Genomic DNA, 20,946 nt, shown 5'->3' on the forward strand with positions numbered 1-20,946 from the left:
AACATGGGCGCCTCCGCTACCATCAATTTTTCCCGGCTGCAATCGGCGCTTTTCACCTTTCTTTGTGCGGCTCGACGAACTGGTTCGTCGTTTGAACGAACTGGTTCGTCGTTTGACGAACTGTTCAGCGCCTGAGGGCTTCGACATTCCGGCCAAACGCCTAAATATCTGTTGGGGCCGCAGGGAGATTTCGCATGGGATTGCTGATTGAAGGCAGATGGCAGGATCGGCCGGTCGCCAACAGCGGCGGCAGATTCGTGCGGGCCGAAGCGCAATGGCGCGACTGGGTGACGCGCGACGGCGCGCCGGCGGAGGGCCACAAGCGCGGCTTCAAGGCAGAACCCGGCCGCTACCACCTTTACGTCTCGCTTGCCTGCCCATGGGCGCACCGGACGCTGATATTCCGCGCCCTGAAGAAGCTGGAAGCCATCATCTCCGTCTCGGTGGTGCACCATTTCATGGGCGAGAACGGTTGGACCTTCAAGGCGGAAGACGGCGCCACCGGAGACACGCTCTACGGCCTCGACTTCCTGCACCAGATCTATGCGAAGGCCGATCCCGCCTATTCGGGCCGGGCCTCGGTGCCTGTGCTGTGGGATAAACACCAACAGACCATCGTCAATAACGAGTCCTCAGAAATCATTCGGATGCTCAATTCCGCCTTCGACGAATGGGGCGATGCGAACCTCGACTTCTATCCGCGGGCGCTGCGCGCCGAGATCGACAAGATCAATGCGCTGGTCTATCCGGCGATCAACAACGGCGTTTACCGCACCGGCTTCGCCACCACGCAGGAAGCCTATGAGGAAGCGTTCGGCGAGCTGTTCTCGGCGCTCGATACGATCGAGGAGCGGCTTTCAAAGCACCGCTATCTGGCCGGCGAACGCATCACCGAAGCCGACTGGCGGCTGTTCACCACGCTGGTGCGCTTCGATCCGGTCTATGTCGGCCACTTCAAATGCAATCTGCGCCGCATCGCCGACTATCCGAACCTGTCGAACTATCTGCGCGACCTCTACCAGGTGCCCGGCGTGTCAGGAACGGTCAACCTGCATCACATCAAGTCGCATTATTACGGAAGCCACAAATCGATCAATCCGACGGGCATTGTCCCGGTGGGGCCAGAACTCGACTATGCGGCGGCGCACGATCGCGGCAGGTTCAGGAAGGCAGCTTGACTACCAGTAGACTGAGGCCTGCTCGCCGTCGAAAATTTCGGCAATCCGTCGTCGTGTCGCCGGCGTCGTGTCTTTCGGCAGGCGGTCTAGCGGAAAGAAGGCCGCCTCGGCGATCTCATGGTCAGGCAGTTTTGGCGCCGCCTGGCTGAAGGCTTCGATCAGATAGAGACCGACATGGTCGCGGCGGCTGGAGCGGCGGTTGAAATGCATCGATTTTAGCATCGGCGGGGCCGTCAGCGCGATGTTGCCTTCCTCGGCCAGCTCGCGCGCCAAGGCCTCAAGAAGGGTCTCGCCTATCTCGACGCCGCCGCCCGGCAATTGCCAGCCCGGAACATAGGTATGGCGGATGAGGAAGACGGTGTTGGAGGCGCGGTCGTAGACCAGGCCGCGGACGCCAAGCGTCATCGGGCGCCGCAGCAGGAAATAGAGATGGAACAGCCTTGCCCGCAGTCCCGCCCAGCCGGCCTGGCGGAACGCCTGTTCCGGATCGGTGGCGCCGGTCATCCGGCAATCGCCAAGCGAACAGCAAACGGTGAGTGGAAAGCCTGAACCGTGTCGCTTAAGAAGGGGCTATGCTCAGGCTCGCACATATTTCCGATGTCCATCTGGGGCCTCTGCCCGATGTAACCTATCGCGACCTCGCGTCCAAGCGCGTGCTGGGTTACGTCAACTGGCAGCGCAACCGTCGCCGCCATATGCATGATGCCGTCATCGACACGATCGTCGCCGACATCAAGGCCAACGCGCCAGACCATCTCGCCGTCACCGGCGATCTCGTCAACCTGGCGCTCGACGGCGAGATCGAGATGGCGAAGCATTGGTTGGAGACGCTTGGCGCTCCGAACGACGTGTCCGTGGTGCCAGGCAATCACGACGCCTACGTGCCGGGCGCCTTCGACAAGGTCTGCCGGTCCTGGGCGCCGTGGATGACGGGCGACGGTGTCAACAGCCCGGTCGACCGCAATTCCTTTCCGTATCTGCGTGTGCGAGGCGATGTTGCGCTGATCGGCGTCACGACGGCGCGGGCCACGGCGCCTTTCATGGCCAACGGGTTCTTCATGGAGGGCCAGGCGGAGCGGCTCGCCAAGATACTCGATGCCACGGCCAAACAGGGGCTGTTTCGCGCCATCATGATCCATCATCCGCCAGTGCGCGGCGCCGTCTCGCAGCATAAGCGGCTGTTCGGCATCGCGCGCTTCAACAAGGTCATTCGCCGGCATGGCGCCGAGCTTGTCCTGCACGGTCACTCGCATCTGCCGTCGCTGTTCACCATCGGCCCGCGCGGCGCCAAGGTGCCGGTGGTCGGCGTGGCCGCCGCCGGCCAGGCGCCGGGCGGCAGGCATCCGGCCGCTCAATACAATCTGTTCGAGATAGACGGGGAAAAAGGCAACTGGAGCATCCGCCTGACACGGCGCGGCCTGACCGGTCCGGCACTGCCGCCGTCGGATATTCAGGTGATGGAGCTCGGCGTCGATATGCCTGTGGTTCGGGAGCCAAAGCCTGTTCCATCCCGATGAAATCGGGATGGATAGGCTCTATCTGTTTGTTTGAGCATGATCTTTTCCGAAAACCGGATTCCACTTTTCGGGATCATGCTCCCGTCAGAAGCTGATCTTCATCTGGGCGATGCGGTCCCAGAACAGCACGAGCGACACCGCCAGGCCCACCAGGGCGCCGGCGGCGATCAAGCCAAGGCCGGCGAAGAAGGTCGTCCAGCCGTTGCGGCGCGCTGCGGATTGCAAGGGCGGCTCCGCTTCCTGGACATCGGCGCGATGCAGGCCAGGCACGGCGCTCTCGACCCCGCCCTCCATCATCCGCTGCCGTTCGACGACACGCTCGGCCACGTATCGTGTCACGGCGTCCGAAACGGGCTTCATGTCGACGGATTCGGCCAGCACCACGCGGCCGATGCGCGTGTCCTTGAGGAAGCGGAAGGTGCGGCGATCCCGCCCCATGGCGACGTGGCTGACGGCATCGATCCACAGTCGTGGCTGCAGGCCTGACGAGACGGCGAAATCGAAATTGTCGATGTCGGCCGGCACATCGGCAAAGACGGGCGCAAGCTCGGCAGCCAGAAGTTCGAGCCGCATGCGGTGCGCCTCGCGCATGTCGACCACCACATCGTCGCGGTCGGCGAAGGCATTCTTGACGTCGCGGATCGCATCCGCGAGCTTTCGCGATGGCTCGATCGGGGTGATTTTGTCGCCTGCATCCTTCATGGCGGCTGCCTCGCTGTTGGTAAACAGCGAGTTAACACAGTCGCCGGCAAAATGCACTGCGAGATGGGGTTCAGCTCGCCGCGGCGCCCAATACAGGCCGCCGGCCTCGACGGCGCCGCCGCGTGTTGCGGCGCACGACCTCTGCGATCAGGTCGGGCGCCTCCTCGGCCAGCATGTGGCCGGCCTCCAGCACGTGGTGCAGGTGGAAATGCGCCGGCAGGCTTTCGGCCTGGTCGACGGGCAGGACGGGATCGTCGGTTCCCCAAACCACCATCACCGGCATGTTCAAGGTCTCCAGCCGTTCGCCGGGGATGACACCTTGCCGGTCATCCCTGGTCATCGCGGCCGCGATATCGACAAGGGTCTGTAACTGGCCCGGCCGTCCACGCATACGCAAAAGCGCCTCCACCACGTGTTCAGGAGGCATGCTTCCCGGTCCCGACATGGCGGCAAGACAAGCGCGAATCTCATTGCTGTCGTCTGCGGCGGCATAGCGGCGCAGCAGCGGCCCGTTGATCTCGGGACCGAAGCCGCCGGGCGCCAGCAAGGTCAGCGAGGCCACCCTTTCGGGATCGGCGAGCGCCATCAACGTTGCGATCGCGCCGCCCATGGAATGGCCAACGAGGTGGACCCTGCCCAGCCGGCGGATGGCCAGATCCGCGAGGATGGCCCGTGCCGCCTGCTTGGCGCCGCCATTTCCGTCACATTCCAACGAGTTTCCATGGCCCGGCAGATCGTAGGCCAGCACCCTCGCACTCGGCGCCAATGCAGAAATCACGTCGCGCCATGTCTCATGGCAGCTACCGAAGCCGTGCAGCAACACGATCGTCTTCGGGCCTGCACCGTATTCGGCGACGTTAAGGGATGGCAGCATGAAATTTATCGGTTACGAAGCAAAACGAGCGGCAATTCCAAATCGTGGCTGGATGCTCCCCGGCCGAGTCGATAGCTAGTAAAATCTTCGCGACTGGGGCGGTCAGCGCCAAACCAACCGCATAAGCATACTCTAATTTTTTCGGTCGTCCTCGTGCTATTGAGGCGATCGGGGCAGCCAGGGATCGGTTCCATCGTCGGTCGACGCGGCGGAGACAGGCTTGCGGCCTCAGCTTGGATTGCCGATTCCCGCAGAGCGCAGGGACTGCACCAGCCGATCGGTGAGATCCGCGGGATACTTCCTGTCGACGAAGGTCGCGCGCGGATCGGCGGCGAATTTCGGGAATTCGGCCGTCAATTCGTTGGCCAGCTGGCTCGCGAGTTTGTCACGGCCTGAAATCTTGGCGCCGATCAGGCGTGCGGCCAGGTAATGCGATTTTGACGCCGTGGTTCTGAGCGACTCGCTGGCAATCGCCGCCCGCTTCGTGTCGCCTTGCATCAGGGCTCCGAGAAACAGACCGTAATCCCACCAGGTCGGGTGGCCGCTGAATGTTTCGACGGCGTGGCCGAGGATCGGCGTACCTTCCTGATATTTGCCGGCGAAGATCAGACCGTAGCCATAGGCGGCGGCCATACCGAGATCATAGGGGTTGAGCTCATAGGACTTGCGCATCCAGCGGATCGCTTCGTCGGTATTGCCGAGACGCGAGTTGAGATAGCCATAGGCGCGATGCGCGTGCGGGCTCATCGGCCCCATCTGAATGGCGCGATGAGCAAACGACATGGCCTGTTCGATGGTCGCGCCGGGCGGATAGGCGTAGTGGTTGTTGACGGCTTCCAGTTGCAGGGAAGCCAGTTCCGAGTAGACGAGCGATGATTTCGTGCCTTCGCCGACCAGCTTCTCCAGGCAGCGATACGCAGCCTCGTGCGTCTTGCCGCTCTGGTCGAGGTAGTAGCGGTCGTTGAGCACCAGACATCCGATCTGGCTGGTCTGGATGTCGCTCTGGTCGATATAACTGTAGATCGCGCCGGAAGCGGGGATGGTCGAAGTCAAAAGACTGGCGACGTTGTTCTCGACCGCACCAGGCGCGCTTTCAGCTGACGTCAGGTTGCGCGACAGGAGAACCCGTCCTGTCGCGACGCTTTGCAATTCGATCATCACGTCGCCGGCGGCGGGTCCGGGAATAACGTCGAAAACGAAGCTAACGGGATCGGCGGAACTTTCGCGCGTGGCATCGGCGTCACGCCCGATGAAGTCTATGGTATCGAAGCCGGCGAGGCCTGCGCGTAGCGAAGCGGCGACACGGGCCGCCTCAGGGCCATCGGCTTTGATGGCCATGTAGATCAAGGGCAAGCTCTCGAACGGCTGCGAAGCAACGCTGCTGGTCGCACCTGCCGTTTCGACCGGCGCGGCTGCGTCGCGATCGTGGAAAAAGGCGTTGCCCTGGCGGACGACAAGGACACCCAGCATGGCGATGACCAGAACCATGGCGGCCCAGAAGAACCGCAATTGGCGCGTCAGCGAAGAGGCGGACGCCGCCGGGGTCGGCATCAATGGCGCGGCTTCGGTGGGTGCGGAATTCTCGAGATGTTCGGCCGATGGCGGAGCGGCCTGGCCGCTACCGGCGGGTTTGGCTTCGGCGGCCAGCCGGATCGCATTCAGCTCGTAGGAAGGTACATAGCCGCCACGCGGGATTGCGATGCGCACCGGCTCGGCAATGCCCTCATTGGCGAAATAATGCTCCAGAAGCTCACGCAGCCGCCCGGCTTGGACCCTGACGACGGCGTCGGTCGCCGAGTCGAAATCGCCGTCCTTGCCGAAGACGTCCATGGCGATGGAAAGGCCCTTCAGCCTGTCGCCTTCGCCGGCCTGCTCGCGCTCCACGAGATAGCGTAATAGCCTGCGCGCGCGCTCGGAGCGTCCGAACGTTTCGCTGGCAAGCAGTCGCTCCAATGTCTCGCGCACTGCGGGGGCGGCAGGCGTGGCAGGCTCCAAGTGTCGATCCTTCCGAAGTCGGCACAGGTTAGGGCGCGATAATATAGCGCTCGCGCCGTCGCACAAGGAACCTTCTGTTATGTGATCGCGTAAGCCACGGGAAATTTACCTGCCGGTTAATGAATTTGATCGCGGCTTGCGCCTGCCATGAAGCGTGGCACGTCCGGTGAACGCGCCACGCTTCATAGGTCAAACAATCAGCCGGCCCCGCGGCCCAGAATCCGGTTGGCGGCCGAAACCACGGCCTCCAGCGAGGCGGCGACGATGTTGGTGTTTATGCCGGCGCCGAACAGCTTGCCGCCCGGATATTCCATCTCGACATAGGAGATGGCCGAGGCGTTCGAACCGCGCTGCAAGGAATGTTCGGAATAGTCGAGCACCGACATCTCGACGCCAACATGGCGCGAAAGCGCATCGACGAAGCCGTCGATCGGGCCGGTGCCGGAACCGGTGATGGTCATCTCCTTGCCATTGTCGAGGATGACCGCCTCCACCATGCGCCGCCCCTTCGCCGCAGTGTCGGGGTAGGTGTGGTGGTCGAGGAATTTCAGCCTGGCGCCGGGCTGGTCGACATAGGCTTCGAGGAAGCGCTCGTGGATGCGCTTGGCCGGCACTTCCTTGCCTTCGGCGTCGGTGATCGCCTGGATCGCCTGGCTGAACTCGATCTGCAGGTTGCGCGGCAGGTTGAGGCCATAATCGGCCTGCAGAACATAGGCGATGCCGCCCTTGCCGGACTGCGAGTTGATGCGGATGATCGCCTCATAGGTGCGGCCGACGTCGGCCGGGTCGATCGGCAGATAGGGCACTTCCCAGAGCGGCGTGTTGGCCTTGCGCAGCGCCTTCATGCCCTTGTTGATGGCATCCTGGTGCGAGCCGGAGAACGCGGTGTAGACGAGCTCGCCGACATAGGGATGGCGTTCCGGAATCTTCAACTGATTGGAATATTCGTAGACATCCTTCATCCGGTTGATGTCGGAGCAGTCCAGCCCGGGATCGACCCCTTGCGTGTACATGTTGAGCGCCAGCGTCACGATGTCGACATTGCCGGTGCGCTCGCCATTGCCGAACAGCGTTCCCTCGACGCGGTCGGCGCCGGCCATCAGGCCGAGCTCGGTGGTGGCGATGCCGGTGCCGCGGTCATTGTGCGGATGCAGCGAGATGATCAGCTTGTCGCGGTTGTCGAGGTTGCGGCACATCCATTCGATGCGGTCGGCATAGACGTTGGGCGTCGACATTTCGACGGTCGAGGGCAGGTTGATGATCAGCTTGTTGTCGGCCGTCGGCTTCACGATCTCGATGACGGCGTTGCAGATCTCCAGGGCGACCTCGAGCTCGGTGCCGGTGAAGCTCTCCGGCGAGTACTCGAAACGATAGCCGCCGCCGGCCTTGGCCGCCATGTCGGTGATCATTTTGGCGGCGTCGGTGGCGATCCGCTTGATGCCGGCAACGTCCTTTTCGAAGACGACGCGACGCTGCAGCTCGCTGGTCGAGTTGTAGAAATGCACGATCGGGCGATGGGCGCCCTTGAGTGCTTCGAAGGTCCGCGTAATCAGCTCGGGCCGGCACTGCACCAGCACCTGCAGCGACACATCGCTCGGCACGCCGCCTTCCTCGATGCACCAACGGGCGAAATCGAAGTCGGTCTGCGAAGCCGACGGAAAGCCGATCTCGATCTCCTTGAAGCCCATGTCGATGAGCAACGCGAACATGCGCGCCTTGCGCTCATGGCCCATCGGGTCGATCAGCGCCTGGTTGCCGTCGCGCAGGTCGACCGAGCACCAGATCGGCGCCTGGTCGATGACCTTGGACGGCCAAGTGCGATCGGCGAGATTGACGGTCGGGTAGGGTTGATATTTGCGGGCGGCGTCCGACATCTGCCCGGGCGCTTGCGCGCCCGTTTCTGCCTCGCCGGCGCGGATTGCTTCTCTTCTATTCATCGTCGTTTCTCCCGGCGGCTCGTGTGACCGCCTTCAGGCGGGTTGGTGCCGAGCGGCGCCTTTACCAAAGTTTCATTCGCTTGATGTGACTTGCCAATCTGGCCAAGGAGCATGCGCCCTGAGCGGCGGTTTTCGACCGCCGGGCGCTCCTTCAGCGAACCCGGCGATCGCCGATAAGGCCGAGAAGAAGCAGGGTCGAAGCAAGCGCGCGCACGGTCTCGCCGGCAAAGCCGGGGCGAGGAGAAGCGACGGAGCGGGTGCGCGTGGTCATGCCGGCTCTCTTACAGGAGCAGCCATCGGGAGGCAAGTGCCGGCCCCGCCGCGTGAAGTGCCGCTCTTCCCCGCATCAGGCAAATGCGCCACACTCGCTCCCGGAGGACCTGATCTCAGGGGGAGGTCGTGCATGAATTTCGTGTTCTTCTCGCCGCATTTTCCGGCCAACGGCGCCGATTTCTGCGACCGGCTGAGGAAGGCCGGCGCCACGGTGCTCGGCATCGGCGACGCGTCCTATGAAACGCTGAGCGGGAAGTTAAAGGCGGCGCTGTCGGAATATTACCGCGTCGCGGACATGGAAGACTACGATGCCGTGTTCCGGGCGATGGGGCACTTCATCCACAAATGGGGGCGCATCGATCGGTTCGAGTCGCTCAACGAGCACTGGCTGGAGCTCGAAGCCAACATCCGCACCGACTTCAACATCTTCGGCACCAAGCTCGATTTCGTGAAGAATTTGAAGCGCAAGAGCCGGATGCGCGCCTTCTTCCGCAAGAGCGGCGTCGAGACCATTCCGCAGCGCAAATGCTCCGACCGCGCCGGGGCCATGACCTTCATCCGCCGCGTCGGCTATCCGGTGGTGGTCAAGCCGGATTCAGGCTCCGGCGCCTCGAACACGTTTAAGATTTCAAACGCGAAAGAGCTCGACCAGTTCTTCAGGGACAAGCCCGAAGGCGTCAGCTTCGTCATGGAGCAGTTCATCGAAGGGTTGGTGGTGACCTTCGACGGGCTGGTCAACCGCGACGGTGAGGTGGTGCTGGCGGCGAGCCACCGCTACGATCAGAGCGTCATGGAGGTGGTCAACCGCGACCGCCACATGAGCTACACCTGCTTTCCCGAGATCAGCCCGGCGGTCGAGGAGGCGGGCAGGAAGATCCTCAAGGCGTTCGACGTGCGCGAGCGCTTCTTCCACATTGAATTGTTCGAAACCAGGGACAAGCGCGTCATCGCGCTCGAGGTCAACATGCGCCCGCCCGGCGCCTGGATGACCGACGCGATCAACTACACCTTCGACATCGACGTCTATGGCGAATGGGCCGACATGGTGGTCAAGGACGCGGCCGGCGGCCCCTACAAGGGCAAGTATTTCACCGCCTATGCCAGCCGCAAACGCCACCTCGACTATTTGCACAGCCATGAGGACGTGCTAGCCGCGCACGGCGACAAGATCGTCCACCACCAGGCCATCGAAGAGGTTTTCAGCCGCGCCATGGGCAATTACGCCTACCAGATGCGCTCGAAGGACCAGAAAGCGCTGCGCCGGGCGGTCGACTATATCCACGCGGAAAAGGCGTGAGGCGAATGGACGTTTCCTATCACAAGGGCCATGCCCGCAATCTCGGCCGCGACATGGAGTACAAGCGCTACGGCCATGCCGGGCGGCCGGTGGTGGTGTTCCCGACCTCGCAGGGGCGGTTCTTCCAGTTCGAGGATTCGGGCGGCGTCGGCGCGCTCGCCGAATTCATCGATACCGGCCGCATCCAGCTGTTCACGCTCGACGGCATCGATTCGGAATCCTTCTTCGACAAGCATGGCGATCTCGCCAGCCGCATCGCCCGCCACGAGGCCTATTTCCGCTATGTGCGCGAGGAGGCGCTGCCGGAACTGCAGTCGGTTGCCGCCAAGGCCAATGGCGGGCGCAGCTTGAAGCCGCTGTTCTGCGGCTGCTCGATGGGAGGCTACCACTCGTCGAATTTCGTGTTCCGCTATCCGGAACTGGCGAGCGGCGTGATCTCGCTGTCCGGCGTCTATTCGACCCGCGACTTCTTCGACCGGACGCTCGAGGGCAGCATCTTCTACAATTCGCCGCTCGATTATCTGCCGGGCATCGTCGACCAGAGGCTGCTCGGGCGGCTGAGGGCGCTGAGGCTAATCTTCTGCTGCGGGCAGGGCGCCTGGGAAGAGCGCATGCTTGTCGAGACGCGCGAACTTGAGCAGGTGCTGCGCGACAAATCCATTCCGGCCTGGGTCGACTATTGGGGCGGCGACGTCAGCCATGACTGGCCGTGGTGGCACAAGCAGCTCGTTTATTTCTTCGGGCGCTGGTTGGACGACGATCTGATGCACAGGCTCGATTGATGACCACACCCGACCCGATTCGCCGTTTTGTCGAAGCCACCAATGCCGGCGACAGCGAGGCCTTTCTCGAAACCTTCACGGCCGATGCCCTGCTCACCGACTGGGGCCGTTCTTTCCGCGGACGCGAACAGATCGCGCGCTGGAACCGGACGGACAATATCGGCGTGCAGTCCCATCTCGACATCGTCCGCATCGCGCCGTCTGACGGCGCCTGCCATGTGCGCATCAAGGTGGCAGGCAACGGCTTCAACGGCGAAGGCGACATGACCTTCACGCTGGACGGCGACCGGATCGCGAGCCTGATCATCAGTTGAACCCGGAAGCGCTTGGCTTGACGCATGATCCGAGGCGGGTCATTCCGCCGGCGATCATAAAATATGAATTGTTTAGTCAAGTTTCTGTGGAAACCAGGGTGCCATTGTGGCATGCCCGCCTGACGGATGGCGCCCTTGCATGCGCCGGTTCCAGGAGACTTGAGCTATGGATCGACTAAGCGCGCAAGCCGATATCCGCAATAACGCCATTCGGGCGGTGATGGACAGTCTGCGCGCCGAACACCGTGACTGCGAGATCGACACTGGTATTGCCGGCCAGTGGGAATTCCACATGCATTACGGCTCGCTGAATGCCACGCTCGACGACGGCGGTGTACGCATCCGGGTCGCGGCGCAAGACGAAACCTGCTTGTCCTACATGAAGATGATCGTTGCGGGTCATATCGCCGGGCAGTTGGGAACCACCGGCGGCTTGCGCTGGCAGGGCGACGGCAGCGATGCCGGCACGCCCGTCTTCTTCCGTGAGATCACCGTGCAATCCTCGACGCGGCTGTCGCCACATATGCAGCGTGTGCGCTTCTCGGGCCACGACCTCGGTCGCTTCGCCCATGGCGGGCTGCATGTGCGGCTGTTGCTGCCCCCTGCCGGGCGGCAGCCGGTGTGGCCCTCCATGCGCGCCGACGGCATGATCGTGTGGCCATCAGGCGAGGATGCGCTCACCGTCCGCGTCTATACGATCCGCGCGCTCGATGTCGCCGATGGCTGGCTCGACATCGACTTCGTGCTGCATCCGGGAACTGAAACGCCGGCCGCGGCTTTCGCGCAGGGCGCGCGGGCCGGCGATGTCATCGGCATGATCGGCCCCGGCGGTGGTGGCGTGCCGGAGGCGCAAAATCTGCTCCTGGTCGGCGATGACACGGCGCTTCCCGCCATCGGCAGGATCCTGGAGGAACTCCCGCCAGCGGCTTGCGCCGAGGCCCTGATCGAGGTCGATGGTCCGGAAGACCGGATCGCGCTGACACAGGGCGATAACATCGCCGTCCGCTGGCTCTACCGGCACGGCCGCGAAGCAGGCCGCGCCGGTCTGCTGCCGGCGGCATTGGGCGAACGCGATCATGCGGCCGACGATCTCTATGTCTGGGCCGGATGCGAGTTCGCCGACTTCCGGGAGATCCGCAGGATCGTGCGCAAGAAGTGGGGCCTGCCGCGCGACCGGCATCTGGTCACCGCCTATTGGCGCCGTGGCGCGCATGGCGAGGGCGGGGACGGCGAGGAACAGGACAATCCATGAATTTGGATTTGTCCTCGCCGCACGCTTCACGGCAGTCGGTGCGGCCTCAGAAGCGGTAGCGCAGGCTGCCGAACAGCGAACGGCCTTCGTCGCGGTAGCAATAGCCCGCCGAGCAGATCGTCTGCTGGTTGTCGAAGAGGTTCTTGGCGTTGACCTGCAGCTTGACGCCCTCGAGCTTCGGATTGCGGTAGCCGAAGTCATAGGACAGCGAGGCGTCGACGAAGGCGCGCGCATCGTTCTTGAAGGTGTTGGTGTCGTCGCCGTAGCTGGCGCCGGCAAAGCGCACGCCGGCGCCGAGCCCGAGCCCTTCCAACGTGCCGTTCTCGAACTGATAGTGGCCCCAAAGCGACAGGATGTGGTTCGGCGTCGCCGACAGCTCCTTGCCGTCGGTGCCTGCCGCACCGCGTTCGATCTTCACGCGCAGATAGGTGTAGGAAGCGATGACGCTGAAGCCGTTGTCGAGCGAGGCATTGGCTTCCAATTCGACGCCGCGCGAGTTGAGGTCGAGCTGGCGCTGCTTGTTGATGCCGGACGAGGCGTCGAACACGACGCCGTCCTTCTGGTCGATGTCGAACAGCGCGGCGCTGACCGTCGCGTTGTAATCCGGGATTTCGTATTTGACGCCGATCTCCTTCTGCGTCGCGATCATCGGGCGGGCGACGCGGCTGACATTGCTGTTGATGTCGTCATAGACGAAGCCGATGTTGGGCGAGAACGAGGTCGAATAGTTGACATAGGGGATGATGTCCCATTCGGTCCGGTAGGAGAGGCCGAGCCGGCCGGAGAAGGCGCTGTCCTTCTGCTTCGACTGGCTGAAATCGGCCGCCGTCGAGGTGGTGTTGACCCAATCATAACGGCCGCTGGTGAACAGCGTGAAATCGTTCCACTCCATCTGGTCGTGCAGGTAGACGCCGAGCTGGTTCATCTGCTGACCGCCGGAATGGGGAACGGGTGCTGACTTGATGTCGTCGACCGAGACATAGGAAAGCCCGCTGCCGGCGTCGTAGTCCGACCAGGCATAGTCGATGCCGCCGACCGCGGTGTGCCGCACCGGGCCGGTGTCGAATTCGAGCTGCGCCATGTTGTCGACGACGAAGTTCTTCATCGTCTCGGTGTAGTGGCCCCAGTAGCGCTGCAGCGGCTGGTCGGCGCCGACCGAATAGTGGCCGCTGTATTCGATGTCTGAGTCGACGGCGTTGTAGCGAAGGTTCTGGCGGACGGTGAGCCAGTCGTTGAAACGGTGCTCGAATTCATAGCCGATGCGGCCCTGGTACTGGCTGAAGTCGTTCCAGGCCGGATCACCTTCATAGACATTGGACAATGCGCCATAGGCCGAGTTGTAGAAGGCCGCGGTGCCGCCGGTGACCGACTTCGAATATTCGCCGAGGATGGTGAGCTTGGTGTCCTCGTCCGGCTTGAAGGTGACGGCCGGCGCCAGGTAGAGCTTATCGTCGGGATAGGCGGGCAGATCGGTTTCGCTGAGGCGGCCAAGGCTGGTGAAGCGGTAGAGGATGCTGCCGTCTTCGTTCACCGGTCCCGAGGCATCGAGGGCCGCCTGGAAGCGGTTGTGCTCGCTGGCCAGCAATTCGATCTCGTGGAACTGCTCGTCCTTGGGCCGCTTGGTGACGACGTTGACGATGCCGCCCGGGCCGCTGACGCCGTAAAGCGAGGACGCCGGCCCCTTCAGGATGGTGACGCCCTCGATGCCGTAAGGCTCGGTCTTGAACCAAGCCGAAGGCCCGTTGTACTGGCGCAGCCCGTCGCGGAACATGCCGTTGTAGAAGGCCTGGAAGCCGCGCAGGAAGAAGGCATCGTAGCGGGTGTCGAAGCCGAAGCTGTTGGGATTGGCGCTGGCCGTGTAGCCCAGCGCATCGTTCAGCGTGCGCGGCTTCTGGTCCTCGATCTGCTTCTGGGTCACGACCGAGACGGCCTGCGGGATCTTGACGATCGGCGTGTCGACCTTGGTGCCGATGCGGTCCTTCTTGGCGACATAGCCGTCCTGCACCAGGATCTCGTTGCTCTCGGCGGTGACCTCGATCTTGCCGAGGACGGTGGCGTCTCCATTCTCCTGCGCGATTGCCGGCCAGGCCTGGCCGAGGATCGCGGTGCCTGCCAGCAATGACATCGCCTGGCGTGATATCTTTGGGCGCCATGTCCTCGGCCGCTCGCGCATAAACTCGTCTCCATTATCATGTTTGATTGCGCTTTCGCGCTCTCAAATATGAGTAACTGAGTCAAGTATTTTTTGATGCCTTTGCCGAAGGCTGACCATGACCCCAGCGCATGCGATGCGAAAAGGTGACGGTGGCGCTTTCGCAGGCCTCGCTCAGTAGGTCGCGCGTCCGCCGGAGAGATCGAAGGTGGCGCCGGTGGTGAAGGAATTCTCGTCGGAGAGCATGAACGCGACCATGGCGGCGGCCTCCTCCACCTCTACGAAGCGGCCGCGTGGAACCTTGCCAAGCATGTAGGTCACCTGGGCCTCTGTGAGCTGCTCGAGGATGCGGGTACGGGCGGGCGAGGGAGTCAGCGCGTTGACGGCAATGTCGTGACCGGCGAGTTCCTTACCGAGCGATTTGGTCAACGCAAGCACGCCGGCCTTGGCGGCCGAATAGGCGGCGGCATTGGGATTGCCTTCCTTGCCGGCGACGGAAGCGACATTGACGATGCGGCCGTAGTTGCGCGCGATCATGCCGGGCACCAGGCGCCTACAACAATAAAAGACGCCGTTGAGGTCGATGTCGACGATCTGCCGCCAGGCGGCCGGGTCATAGTCCACGACCGTCGCGGCCGGGCCGGCAATGCCGGCATTGTTGACGAGAAGATCGACGGGACCGAGCGCCCGCTCGGTTTCGATGGCGGCGCGGTCGACGGCTTCGATCTGCGACTGGTCGCAAAGCAAGGCTTCGACGCGACCAAGCGGCGCAAGCTCGGCCAGGGCACCTGTCATCGCGGCCTGGTCGATATCCCAGATGGCGACGCCTGCGCCCGACGAGAGCAGACGTCGGGCGACGGCAAGACCGATGCCTTGCGCGCCGCCCGTCACGACGGCGACACGGCCAGTGAGATCGACGGCATTCAAACGGCGGTTCATGAGCTGCCTCCTTTGTTTCCCCCCGCAAGGGATATCGCGGATCAGTCCCTGACGTTTCGCGCCACCAGCTTGGCTACGCTTGGCCCAATGAGCAACACGACCAGGAAGCGGGCCGATTGCAGCGCCATGACGAAAGAAATGTCGACGTTCTGCGCGGCGGCGGCAATGATGGCGACGCTGTCCATGCCGCCTGGGCTGGTGGCGAGATAGGCGGTCAGCGGGTCGATGCCGAGCACACGGCTGATGACGAAAGCCAGCCCGCCGCAGAAGGCGATCAGCGCCACGATCGAGGCGATGATCTGCGGCAGGGCGCGTGCCGCATGGCGCAGAATCGGCCGGGTGAAGTTCAATCCGATCGACCAGCCGACCATCGCGTAGCTGACCGCCAGCAGCCACGGCGGCAATTGCATCGGCACGCCGAAGCCGAGATGGACCACGGCGCCGAAGATGAAGGTGCCGAGAAAGAAGGGCGAGGGCAGCCGCAGCAGCCTTCCGAGCAGGCCGCCGACGATCGCGATGGCGATGGTGGCGGTGAAGGCCAACAGATCTATCGGCGGAAACCAGACGATGGGCGGCACTTCGATGCCTGACGTGTCGACCCACATCTTGGCGACGAGCGCCGCCGTCATCGAGACGAAGATGACGCGCAGATATTGCATGAAGGCGACGAGGCGCTGGTCCGCGCCGAAGGCGCCGGCCATCAGCACCATGGCGGTGGCCGCGCCCGGCGAGGAGCCCCAGACGGCGGTGGTGCCGGGCAGGATGCGCCAGCGGCTGATCAGCCAGCCGAGCAGGCTGGAAGCGGCGAGGGTCGCAACCACAACGCCAAGGAAGAGCTGCCATTCGGCGTAGAAGACCGGGAAGATGTCGGCCGAGATCGAGTTCGCCACCAGGCAGCCGACCACGGCCTGGGCGGAGCCGAACAGCGGGCGGGGCACACGCACCCTAGCGCCATTGGTGCCGGCCAGGATCGCGGCCATCATCGGGCCGATCAGCAGCGCCGCCGGCAGGGCGGCCAGTTCCAGCGCGCCGGCAAAGAGCAGCGAGAACGCCAGCAACACCAGCCACTGCCACGGCTGGCGCAACCGCGCCATGCGTTCAGCGGGTGGCTGATCCAGTGGCGGTCGCTCTGGTGAGGAGTCCATACTCGGCTCTTAGACCGGGCACTGGCAAATGCGAACCCATTTTCCCGCTGAAAGTGCTATTCGCGCCAGTCTCGCGCTCAGCCGCCCTTCCCGGGGACCGGCAGGCCGAAGCCGCCGACCGGATGGGTCTCGACCTGGAACTCGAAGCCGGCGATGAAAGGACGCGCCCTGGCGATCGCCGCCTGGACCTCCGGCAATTGCAGGGAGGCCTTGTGGCTTGCCTGGTCGGTCCACACTTCGGTGACCCAGATCGCGTCGGCATCGACCGGGTCGGTGGCGATGATGTAGCTCAGGCAGCCGGGCAGGGCGACGGTGCTTTCACGCAGCACGTCCATGACCGCGTCGCGCTGGCCGCGTGCCGCCCGCATCTTGCCGATCAGTCCGAACATGCCCTTCCTCTCCCTCCAGGTTGTATGCCGCCCGAGTATGCAGTCGACGGCTCACGGCATCAACTGGCCACCGTTGACCTCGATCACCTGACCGATGATGTAGCCGCTCAAGAGATCGGAGGACAGGAACAGATAGGCGCCGACGCAATCCTCGGCGGTTCCGGCGCGACCCTGCGGTATGGTGGCAACCATGGCCTTCATCTGCTCGGCGCTCGAATAGCGCTCGTGGAACGGCGTCAGGATGGTGCCGGGCGCCACGGCGTTGACACGGATGCCGAAGCCGATCAGCTCTTTTGCCATGCCGCGCGTCACGTTGGAGACGAAGGCCTTGGATGAGCCGTAGAGGCCGGCGCCGCCACCGGCACCGTTGCGGGCGGCGATCGAGGAGGTGTTGATGATGAAGCCGCCCTGGCGCTTCAGCCACGGGATCGCCTTGCGCGAGGCGGTCAGCACCGAGCGTGCGTTGAGGTCCATCACCGCGTCGTAATGCGCCTCGGTCTGCTCGGCATAGGCAACGCGCCCGAGCATGCCGCCGGCATTGTTGACCAGCCCGTCGAGCCGGCCGAAATGTTGCGCGCTCTGCTCGACCACTCGCTCGACATCGACGGGAACCGAAAAATCGCCCTGCGTCAGGAACACTTCGCCGCCGCCGTCACGGATGGTTTTGGCGACGCCCTCCGCCGCTTCCCGGCTCGAATTGTAGTGCAGCGCGACGCGGCATTGCTGCGCGGCATACGCCTGGGCAAGTGCGGCGCCGATCCCGGTCGACGCGCCTGTGACCAGCACCACCTTGCCGGCAAGGTCTGGGATGAGAAGTGTGTTGGGCAAGTCGATACCTCCGGGATTTGCGCTGGCAATTGGTAGGCGCTCGCCGGCCAGGCGTTCAAGTCAAGAAACGAAACCAGGGCGCGAGATCAGGGCCGGAGATAGACATAGCCCTGGCGCTGCAGTTCCGCGAGCTTGACGACGCCACCCTTGTCGGCGACATGGAAGCCGGCGAGCAGATCGGCAAGCGCGATATCCATGCCGCGCATCGTGTTGCCGCAAGCCTGTGGAACGAGCCCCTGCTGGACAAGGCCGGCAAAGCGGCTGGACGTCGCGCCGGAAGCGCTGTTCGCCTTGAAGGCGGCGAGGGCCGGACCGTGCACGACCAGCACGATCTCGACATCGCCGCCGGTGCCCTCATAATGGTTCTTGATGTTGCCGAGGACGAAATTGACCTTGTCGGCGTCGCTGAGATGGTAGGCAACCTTCAGCCTGTCCTCGCCCGTGGCGGCGCTCGCCCGGCGCAGGCCGAAAAGGCCGGCTGCGGCGGCAAAACCGGCGCGGAAAATGTCACGGCGCAGCATCACGTCCTCCTCAGCTGCCTGCTTGCCCACAACTTGCGTGGCCGAGGCTGCGAACCTAGACTAGCATAAATCTCGGGCACGTCCTGTCGGTGCGAGGAGAGGATCACATGACGTCGTGGATGGTGGGGGGCGCGGCGCTGGGTGCCGCGTTGTTTGTTGTCGGCGCGGCGCTTGCCGATGATGCTCCCAAGCTCACCGAATTGAGCCCGAATGGCGCCGATGCCTGTTTCGGCCGTGTCTACGATGCCGCGCACCTCAAGGCGCATCCGCACCAGAAGGTGGCGCGCATTTTCTTCTACTATGGCCATGATCCGGTCAGCCGGCCGAACGAGGAGCCGAGCACGCTCGGCGACGCCGCCTACAACGGCTTCCTCACCACGACGGTGCGCGGCGCCAAGAAGCCGGAATGGGCGGCCGGCTGGTGCAACAGGGAGGATGCGAGCGACAAGGCGAGCGGCATCCGTTGCGGCATGGAATGCGACCGCACGCTCGCCTCGCTGAAGGTCGACGACAAGGGCAGGCTGATCCTCTCCAACGTGCAGCCTGACGTGTACCTCGACGCCGGCGCGGAGGAAGATCTCGGCAAGACGAAGTACAACGAGCAGGCGCTGGGCAGCGAAGACGACAATTTCCGTCTCGATCCGATGCCGGCCTCGACCTGCAAGGCGGAATTCGCGCGCATCGATCCGATCGATCCGGCGCTAGGCGACCCGTTGCGCGTGCGGCTGAAGTCCGATCAGCCCTTCTGCTTCGGGCGTGACTACGACGATGCGCATCTGAAGTCGCATCCCAACCAGTTGACGCAATCGATCCGCGTCTTCCGCGGACCCATCGAGCTCGCCTCTTTCGCCGCCGGGGGCGATGCCGCGAACTGGCCCGACGGGGCGGATATCGCCGTTTCGATGACGACCAGGAACAAGGGCGCCAAAGTCACCCAGACCTATTCCTGCCAGGGCGAGGCCGATCAGTGGCGATGCTCGGCCAGCTCGAAGATGAGCGACTTTGCCTGCGACATCTCGCAGAAGGAGATTTTTCTCAAGCGCGGCGCCAGCGGCACGATGATGCTGGCCAACCCCAACAATGCGCTTGCCATCGTCGACCTTTGCTCGAAGGCAGCGGGTGGCAAGACGAAATCCGACGACAAGATCTATAGGCTGAACCCGATGCCGCAGTCGGCCTGCACGCCGTGAGATATTTCGGGACGGATCGCCTTGTCCATGTTGGTGTGATGCTATATATTTTTGCTAGATATCAATGGATTTGCTTGCGATGAACAAAGCAAAAATATTCTGGTCAGGCCGCTCGCAGGCCGTCCGCCTGCCGAAGGAGTTTCGCTTTGAAACTGACGAGGTTTCGATCCGCCGTCATGGGCAGACTGTCGTTCTTGAACCTCTTCCGCAAGATTGGGCATGGCTCGATCAAGTGATCGGGACACTTGACGACGATTTTGTCGATGCGGCGGAGGAAAGGGTAGAGGAGCAGAAACGGCCCGCTCTCGGCGACGTCTTCAAGTGATCTATCTGCTCGATACCAATGCTGTCATCGCCATCATGAAGGGCGATGATGATTTGCTGAAAGTGCTCAAGCGAAACAAGCCGCAAGATTTTGCGCTTTCGGCCATCGTTGCGCACGAGCTCTATTATGGGGCCTGCAGAGGCCAGCGAACGGAAGAGAATCTCGCACGACTGGACGCCCTTCTGTTCCCGGTACTCGAATTCGATCGGGAAGACGCGCGGCACGCCGGCGAGATTCGGGCGATGCTGGCGGTATCGGGAACTCCAATTGGTCCCTTTGATGTGCTTATTGGAGGCCAAGCACGTGCCCGCAGCCTGACGTTGATGACACGAAATGTTCGCGAGTTCGAGCGGATTAAGAATCTGGCTATCGAGACCTGGTGACTTCAGGCGAAGGGCACCGCCGTCGTGCCTTTCGGCAGCTTCGCCTCGTCGTCCGGCTCGACATGGATGGTGACGCGCACCGAGGGGATCTCGGCCTTCAGCGCGTCCTCGATGCGGTCGCAGATGACGTGGCTGGCGCCGACCGTCATGTCGGCATCGACAACCAGGTGGAACTCGATGAAGGTCGCGCGCCCGGCGATGCGCGTCTTGAGGTCATGCACCTCCAGCGCGCCCTTCGAATTGGCCGAGATGATGTCGCGGATCTGCATATGCTCTTGCGTGTCCACGGCGCGGTCCATCAGGCCGCTCATCGACGAGCCGATGACATGCCAGCCCTGCCACAGGATGTTGAGCGCGACGATGACGGCAAGCGCCGGATCGAGGATCTGCCAGCCGGTGAGCACGGCGCCGACAAGACCGCCGAACACGCCGACCGACGTCACCACGTCGGTCATTATGTGCTGGCCGTCGGCAACGAGGGCCGGCGACTTCGCGTTCCGTCCGGTACGGATCAGCGTCCAAGCCCAGAGCGCATTGACCACGGTTGCCACGCCGTTGACGGCAAGGCCTTTCCAGGGCTGCTCGAGCGGGGCCGGATGCTGCCAGGATCGCCAGACCTCGTTGAGGATCAGGAGTGCTGCGACGACGATCAGCACGCCCTCGAGAACGGCCGAGAAATACTCGGCCTTGTGATGGCCGAAAGGATGGTCCTGGTCGGCAGGCTTGTAGCTGACCTGGATCGCCCAGAAGGCGGCGGCCGACGCGATGACGTTGACGATCGATTCCGCCGCGTCTGAATAAAGCGCGACGGAGCCGGTGATGTACCAGGCGGCGACCTTGAGGGCGAGCACGACGCCGGCGACGACGATCGACCAGAAGGCGAGCCTTTCGACCTTTTGCCTTGTCGCGGCTTTCGCCGCGGCCGTCGTCGTCTCCTGCGCTTCGGTCATCGT

General features: G+C 63.3%; 21 protein-coding genes. 9 read left to right on the forward strand and 12 right to left on the reverse strand.

All coding sequences use genetic code 11. From position 1 onward, the window contains the following. Positions 1-194 precede the first annotated feature (194 nt). Positions 195-1,178 (forward strand): glutathione S-transferase family protein, encoded by a 984-nt coding sequence (locus EJ071_RS13165; protein ID WP_126098253.1) that lies wholly within the window; start codon positions 195-197, stop codon positions 1,176-1,178. Here EJ071_RS13165 and EJ071_RS13170 read toward each other — a convergent pair whose 3' ends face one another. Then, entirely contained in the window at positions 1,179-1,682 is a 504-nt protein-coding gene (locus EJ071_RS13170; RefSeq protein ID WP_126098254.1) for an NUDIX domain-containing protein, read from the reverse strand. A gap of 68 nt (positions 1,683-1,750) precedes the next feature. On the opposite strand from EJ071_RS13170, the gene EJ071_RS13175 reads away from it, so the two are divergent. Continuing rightward, complete coding sequence (locus EJ071_RS13175) at positions 1,751-2,695, forward strand: metallophosphoesterase (protein WP_126098255.1); 945 nt, start codon at positions 1,751-1,753, stop codon at positions 2,693-2,695. A gap of 84 nt (positions 2,696-2,779) precedes the next feature. Here the strand turns inward: EJ071_RS13175 and EJ071_RS13180 are convergent, their stop codons facing one another. From EJ071_RS13180 to leuA, 4 genes are all read right to left on the reverse strand, one after another. Further along, the gene (locus tag EJ071_RS13180) at positions 2,780-3,397 is read right to left on the reverse strand and encodes a hypothetical protein (protein WP_126098256.1); all 618 of its coding nucleotides are present in this window, start codon (positions 3,395-3,397) and stop codon (positions 2,780-2,782) included. A gap of 70 nt (positions 3,398-3,467) precedes the next feature. Further along, positions 3,468-4,271 carry an alpha/beta fold hydrolase gene (locus EJ071_RS13185; RefSeq protein ID WP_126098257.1) on the reverse strand — a complete coding sequence of 268 codons (804 nt, stop codon included), beginning with the start codon at positions 4,269-4,271 and terminating at the stop codon, positions 3,468-3,470. A gap of 228 nt (positions 4,272-4,499) precedes the next feature. Then, a complete protein-coding gene (locus EJ071_RS13190; protein WP_126098258.1) occupies positions 4,500-6,266 on the reverse strand; it encodes a hypothetical protein in 1,767 nt (588 codons plus the stop codon). Between the two features lie 197 nt (positions 6,267-6,463). Next, a complete protein-coding gene (leuA, locus tag EJ071_RS13195; protein WP_189521539.1) occupies positions 6,464-8,140 on the reverse strand; it encodes a 2-isopropylmalate synthase in 1,677 nt (558 codons plus the stop codon). A 466-nt stretch (positions 8,141-8,606) separates the two neighbouring features. Here leuA and EJ071_RS13205 point away from each other — a divergent pair, with 466 nt between their 5' ends. The 4 genes from EJ071_RS13205 to EJ071_RS13220 all read left to right on the forward strand — a co-directional run bounded on the left by EJ071_RS13205 (position 8,607) and on the right by EJ071_RS13220 (position 12,121). After that, positions 8,607-9,773 carry an ATP-grasp domain-containing protein gene (locus EJ071_RS13205; RefSeq protein WP_126098260.1) on the forward strand — a complete coding sequence of 389 codons (1,167 nt, stop codon included), beginning with the start codon at positions 8,607-8,609 and terminating at the stop codon, positions 9,771-9,773. 5 nt (positions 9,774-9,778) lie between these two features. Next, a complete protein-coding gene (locus tag EJ071_RS13210) occupies positions 9,779-10,555 on the forward strand; it encodes an alpha/beta hydrolase-fold protein (protein ID WP_126098261.1) in 777 nt (258 codons plus the stop codon). Beyond that, the gene (locus EJ071_RS13215) at positions 10,555-10,869 is read left to right on the forward strand and encodes a nuclear transport factor 2 family protein (RefSeq protein WP_126098262.1); all 315 of its coding nucleotides are present in this window, start codon (positions 10,555-10,557) and stop codon (positions 10,867-10,869) included. Before EJ071_RS13210 ends, EJ071_RS13215 begins: the two co-directional genes overlap by 1 nt. 166 nt (positions 10,870-11,035) lie before the next feature. Next, positions 11,036-12,121: a siderophore-interacting protein gene (locus EJ071_RS13220; RefSeq protein ID WP_126098263.1), complete on the forward strand. Its 1,086-nt coding sequence runs from the start codon at positions 11,036-11,038 to the stop codon at positions 12,119-12,121. A 46-nt stretch (positions 12,122-12,167) separates the two neighbouring features. On the opposite strand, the gene EJ071_RS13225 is transcribed toward EJ071_RS13220, so the two are convergent. The 6 genes from EJ071_RS13225 to EJ071_RS13250 all read right to left on the reverse strand — a co-directional run bounded on the left by EJ071_RS13225 (position 12,168) and on the right by EJ071_RS13250 (position 18,095). Continuing rightward, the gene (locus tag EJ071_RS13225) at positions 12,168-14,246 is read right to left on the reverse strand and encodes a TonB-dependent siderophore receptor (RefSeq protein WP_245460219.1); all 2,079 of its coding nucleotides are present in this window, start codon (positions 14,244-14,246) and stop codon (positions 12,168-12,170) included. 201 nt (positions 14,247-14,447) lie between these two features. Further along, on the reverse strand, positions 14,448-15,200 hold the full coding sequence (locus EJ071_RS13230) for an SDR family NAD(P)-dependent oxidoreductase (protein ID WP_126102564.1): 753 nt from the start codon (positions 15,198-15,200) through the stop codon (positions 14,448-14,450). Positions 15,201-15,253: 53 nt separating this feature from the next. Then, positions 15,254-16,357, reverse strand: a complete 1,104-nt coding sequence (locus EJ071_RS13235) for an AbrB family transcriptional regulator (protein ID WP_126098265.1) — start codon at positions 16,355-16,357, stop codon at positions 15,254-15,256. Between the two features lie 77 nt (positions 16,358-16,434). Beyond that, positions 16,435-16,746, reverse strand: a complete 312-nt coding sequence (locus EJ071_RS13240; protein ID WP_126098266.1) for a putative quinol monooxygenase — start codon at positions 16,744-16,746, stop codon at positions 16,435-16,437. A 51-nt stretch (positions 16,747-16,797) separates the two neighbouring features. Next, entirely contained in the window at positions 16,798-17,580 is a 783-nt protein-coding gene (locus EJ071_RS13245) for an SDR family oxidoreductase (protein WP_189521540.1), read from the reverse strand. Between the two features lie 80 nt (positions 17,581-17,660). Then, a complete protein-coding gene (locus EJ071_RS13250; protein ID WP_126098268.1) occupies positions 17,661-18,095 on the reverse strand; it encodes a DsrE family protein in 435 nt (144 codons plus the stop codon). A 107-nt stretch (positions 18,096-18,202) separates the two neighbouring features. Here EJ071_RS13250 and EJ071_RS13255 point away from each other — a divergent pair, with 107 nt between their 5' ends. The 3 genes from EJ071_RS13255 (at position 18,203) to EJ071_RS13265 (ending at position 19,993) form a co-directional block, all read left to right on the forward strand. Next, positions 18,203-19,285 (forward strand): hypothetical protein, encoded by a 1,083-nt coding sequence (locus tag EJ071_RS13255; protein WP_126098269.1) that lies wholly within the window; start codon positions 18,203-18,205, stop codon positions 19,283-19,285. 79 nt (positions 19,286-19,364) lie between these two features. Beyond that, positions 19,365-19,610 carry a type II toxin-antitoxin system VapB family antitoxin gene (gene vapB / locus EJ071_RS13260; protein WP_126098270.1) on the forward strand — a complete coding sequence of 82 codons (246 nt, stop codon included), beginning with the start codon at positions 19,365-19,367 and terminating at the stop codon, positions 19,608-19,610. After that, entirely contained in the window at positions 19,607-19,993 is a 387-nt protein-coding gene (locus EJ071_RS13265) for a type II toxin-antitoxin system VapC family toxin (protein WP_126098271.1), read from the forward strand. Before vapB ends, EJ071_RS13265 begins: the two co-directional genes overlap by 4 nt. A gap of 2 nt (positions 19,994-19,995) precedes the next feature. Here the strand turns inward: EJ071_RS13265 and EJ071_RS13270 are convergent, their stop codons facing one another. Continuing rightward, the gene (locus tag EJ071_RS13270; protein WP_126098272.1) at positions 19,996-20,943 is read right to left on the reverse strand and encodes a cation diffusion facilitator family transporter; all 948 of its coding nucleotides are present in this window, start codon (positions 20,941-20,943) and stop codon (positions 19,996-19,998) included. Positions 20,944-20,946: the final 3 nt, after the last annotated feature.

This window comes from Mesorhizobium sp. M1B.F.Ca.ET.045.04.1.1, from assembly GCF_003952465.1.
Lineage (GTDB): Bacteria > Pseudomonadota > Alphaproteobacteria > Rhizobiales > Rhizobiaceae > Mesorhizobium > Mesorhizobium shonense.

What these genes read in the sequence shown, in the direction of transcription:
- EJ071_RS13165 (WP_126098253.1), top strand. Translation starts at nt 195, where the DNA reads ATGGGATTGCTGATTGAAGGCAGATGGCAGGATCGGCCGGTCGCCAAC.
- EJ071_RS13170 (WP_126098254.1), bottom strand. Translation starts at nt 1,682, where the DNA reads ATGACCGGCGCCACCGATCCGGAACAGGCGTTCCGCCAGGCCGGCTGG.
- EJ071_RS13175 (WP_126098255.1), top strand. Translation starts at nt 1,751, where the DNA reads ATGCTCAGGCTCGCACATATTTCCGATGTCCATCTGGGGCCTCTGCCC.
- EJ071_RS13180 (WP_126098256.1), bottom strand. Translation starts at nt 3,397, where the DNA reads ATGAAGGATGCAGGCGACAAAATCACCCCGATCGAGCCATCGCGAAAG.
- EJ071_RS13185 (WP_126098257.1), bottom strand. Translation starts at nt 4,271, where the DNA reads ATGCTGCCATCCCTTAACGTCGCCGAATACGGTGCAGGCCCGAAGACG.
- leuA (WP_189521539.1), bottom strand. Translation starts at nt 8,140, where the DNA reads ATGTCGGACGCCGCCCGCAAATATCAACCCTACCCGACCGTCAATCTC.
- EJ071_RS13205 (WP_126098260.1), top strand. Translation starts at nt 8,607, where the DNA reads ATGAATTTCGTGTTCTTCTCGCCGCATTTTCCGGCCAACGGCGCCGAT.
- EJ071_RS13210 (WP_126098261.1), top strand. Translation starts at nt 9,779, where the DNA reads ATGGACGTTTCCTATCACAAGGGCCATGCCCGCAATCTCGGCCGCGAC.
- EJ071_RS13215 (WP_126098262.1), top strand. Translation starts at nt 10,555, where the DNA reads ATGACCACACCCGACCCGATTCGCCGTTTTGTCGAAGCCACCAATGCC.
- EJ071_RS13220 (WP_126098263.1), top strand. Translation starts at nt 11,036, where the DNA reads ATGGATCGACTAAGCGCGCAAGCCGATATCCGCAATAACGCCATTCGG.
- EJ071_RS13225 (WP_245460219.1), bottom strand. Translation starts at nt 14,246, where the DNA reads ATGTCATTGCTGGCAGGCACCGCGATCCTCGGCCAGGCCTGGCCGGCA.
- EJ071_RS13235 (WP_126098265.1), bottom strand. Translation starts at nt 16,357, where the DNA reads ATGGACTCCTCACCAGAGCGACCGCCACTGGATCAGCCACCCGCTGAA.
- EJ071_RS13240 (WP_126098266.1), bottom strand. Translation starts at nt 16,746, where the DNA reads ATGTTCGGACTGATCGGCAAGATGCGGGCGGCACGCGGCCAGCGCGAC.
- EJ071_RS13250 (WP_126098268.1), bottom strand. Translation starts at nt 18,095, where the DNA reads ATGCTGCGCCGTGACATTTTCCGCGCCGGTTTTGCCGCCGCAGCCGGC.
- EJ071_RS13255 (WP_126098269.1), top strand. Translation starts at nt 18,203, where the DNA reads ATGACGTCGTGGATGGTGGGGGGCGCGGCGCTGGGTGCCGCGTTGTTT.
- vapB (WP_126098270.1), top strand. Translation starts at nt 19,365, where the DNA reads ATGAACAAAGCAAAAATATTCTGGTCAGGCCGCTCGCAGGCCGTCCGC.
- EJ071_RS13270 (WP_126098272.1), bottom strand. Translation starts at nt 20,943, where the DNA reads ATGACCGAAGCGCAGGAGACGACGACGGCCGCGGCGAAAGCCGCGACA.